General features: G+C 38.6%; 3 protein-coding genes. All 3 read right to left on the bottom strand.

Going from position 1 to position 2,512, the window contains the following annotated elements:
• Positions 1-198: 198 nt before the first annotated feature.
• From ACYPZI_RS15800 to ACYPZI_RS15790, 3 genes are read right to left on the bottom strand one after another with little or no spacing between them, the layout of a single operon-like run.
• The gene (locus ACYPZI_RS15800) at positions 199-1,140 is read right to left on the bottom strand and encodes a hydrogen peroxide-inducible genes activator (protein ID WP_459603312.1); all 942 of its coding nucleotides are present in this window, start codon (positions 1,138-1,140) and stop codon (positions 199-201) included.
• A 27-nt stretch (positions 1,141-1,167) separates the two neighbouring features.
• Positions 1,168-1,836 carry a YggS family pyridoxal phosphate-dependent enzyme gene (locus tag ACYPZI_RS15795; RefSeq protein ID WP_459603310.1) on the bottom strand — a complete coding sequence of 223 codons (669 nt, stop codon included), beginning with the start codon at positions 1,834-1,836 and terminating at the stop codon, positions 1,168-1,170.
• Positions 1,837-1,851: 15 nt separating this feature from the next.
• Positions 1,852-2,307 carry a DUF4494 domain-containing protein gene (locus ACYPZI_RS15790; RefSeq protein ID WP_459603308.1) on the bottom strand — a complete coding sequence of 152 codons (456 nt, stop codon included), beginning with the start codon at positions 2,305-2,307 and terminating at the stop codon, positions 1,852-1,854.
• Between the last annotated feature and the right edge of the window lie 205 nt (positions 2,308-2,512).

Raw genomic sequence — 2,512 nt, 5'->3', positions numbered from 1 at the left:
TATATGGCCCTGAACGGTAGCGGCGATGCAGGTATGGGTGGCACCGACCGTGTCTACGGTCACTCTGTACGGTGTATAGCAGAATAAAAGCGACCGTAGGGCGCGTGTCAGAGCAGATCATACTACGGGAGGCCGGCAGAAATTTCTTCCGGCCTCCCGTATCTTTTAGCCTCCTTTTTTATTCTGATATGCGGATATTCAAATATCTACAATAAACTTCTTAAGATCAGAATTCAGCAATGGCTGCGGAACGGCCTGTTTCACTTCAGATATTATAATATCCAAAACTCTTTCACGCAAAAATTCACGTCGGGTTACAAGACTTATTTCACGTACAGGCGAGATTCCTTTGAGTGGACGCACATTTCTCTTTTGTCTTTCGCTCAATTCGTCTATCGCCATTTCCGGAATAATAGTAAGTCCACTATTGCTATCTACAATATTTATTAAAGTACTTATACTGCCTGCCTCATAAGAAAAGAGCGAATGCGAGCTTTTCCGCTTGCGCATATTACATATACGAAGAATTTGTCCGCGAAAGCAATGCACTTCTTCCAGAAGCCATAAACGATTGATATTTAAGTCATCCTCCTCTAATTCTTTTTTCGCGTAAAGAGATGTTTCTTTTGGAGAAACATATGCATAGAAGCGTTCGTAATAAACCGGATGTTCGGTTATCTTTTCATTTTTCAGTGGAGTGGCCAAAATAGCTCCGTCTAAAGCTCCATTGAGAAGCTTCTCTATAATCTGTCCTGTAGTGGTTTCTTCTATTACAAGTACAATATCGTAACCATTCTCATCATGGGCTTTCATTAACTTAGGCAATAAATAAGGCGCTATCGTAGGAATAATACCCAACTTAAAAACACCTTGTATAATACCTTTTTCTTCCTGAATTATCTCCCTGATTTGCTTTACCTGAGAGACGATAACCCGTGCCTGATTGATTATTTGGGTACCAATAACAGTCGGTTGTACCGGCAACTGGCTACGGTCAAATATCTTAACGCCAAGTTCATCTTCAAGCTTTTGTATCATCATACTCAGCGTGGGCTGGGTAACGAACGAAGCCTCCGCGGCTTTGGCAAAATGCCGGTGGTTATCCACTGCTATAATATATTCCAGCTGTTGTATATTCATGTCCTGGGTATTTTTAGTGTTTATATGTTAGTATTCTCGGTGCCCAAATATGGATGACCCAACCCTGATAAGTGTAGAACCTTCTTCCACAGCTATTATATAATCGTCAGACATCCCCATAGAAATTTCTGAAAAGCGATTATCCTGAGGATAATATTCTGCCTTTATCTCATCGAAGAATTTTTTCAAACGCCTAAATTCTTCTCTTATAACATCCTGGTCTTCAGTATTTGTCGCCATCCCCATTACACCTCCTATATACGCGAATTTTAATTCTTTGCACTGCTCCGAATTTAGTAGCCGGCGACAACTGTCGAATGAAAAGCCATATTTAGAGTTCTCTTGAGCTATATGGATTTCCAGCAAACAACAAACTTGTTTCTGTGCATTAGAGGCTTGCTTTTCTATCTCCTGCAAAAGTTTCCGGCTATCGACACTATGTATAGTCTGAATATAAGGAACGATTGCTTTAACTTTATTTGTTTGCAAATGTCCTATAAAATGCCATTCGATGTCTGCCGGCAGTAAATTCCGCTTTTGCTCTATTTCTTGCACGCGACTCTCTCCGAACATGCGTTGTCCTGCATCATATGCTTCTCTGACAGCCGTTTCGCCATGAAACTTGGATACCGCCACAAGCTTTACACGCGATGGTATTTTCTTCTTAATTAAATCTATATTTTCTAAAATACTCATTAATAGATCAAATAGTTACACTAGCATAATCTTTTTCTTCTGATCTTCCGAATACGGGAATACATCCATAATGGTGGTTTCAGACAAAGACGCTATGCTGTAATCGGCTAACGTGCCCTCCATTCCTTTTTCAACCACTTTCAATGCTTCTTTCAGATCAGATGCCTGAGCCAACATTTGTACAGCTGTTTTCTTTTCCGTACCGCTTTTTTCATCTAAGGATATAAACATAACCTTCGCTTTAAAAAAACGATCTCCGTTGTCATTAAAAAACAGTTCTGATAATTTTGCCCTTTTTATATCCGTTATTGTAAATTCTCCGGATATGTAAGGTTTTATTTCTTCTATAATACGAGCTTCAGCTTCGGTAAAAGAAAGCGCATCTACCAAATAAGGTTCTGTTACTTTTTTTTGCATTCCGTTTTCCAGTACCTTTTCGTAACTAACCTTGCATTCAAACCAATTGTGCATATAATTCTTATTACTTTAATCTATAATTTACTCATACAAATATAAGAAATTTAATTTATAGCATCTATCAAAAGATAAGAAAAACCTATTTCTGCGGCCAATAAAAAAGCCCGCAAAATTGAATTGCAGGCTTTCTCAATATCAAAATATTTAACTCAAATCACTGTCTGTCCTCATATCTATAATCTGCCAATAACTCTTGTAG

It is taken from the genome of Dysgonomonas reticulitermitis, assembly GCF_054601275.1.
The sequence above is the reverse complement of the archived record's forward strand: the minus strand, read 5'-3'. Positions and strand labels throughout refer to the sequence as shown.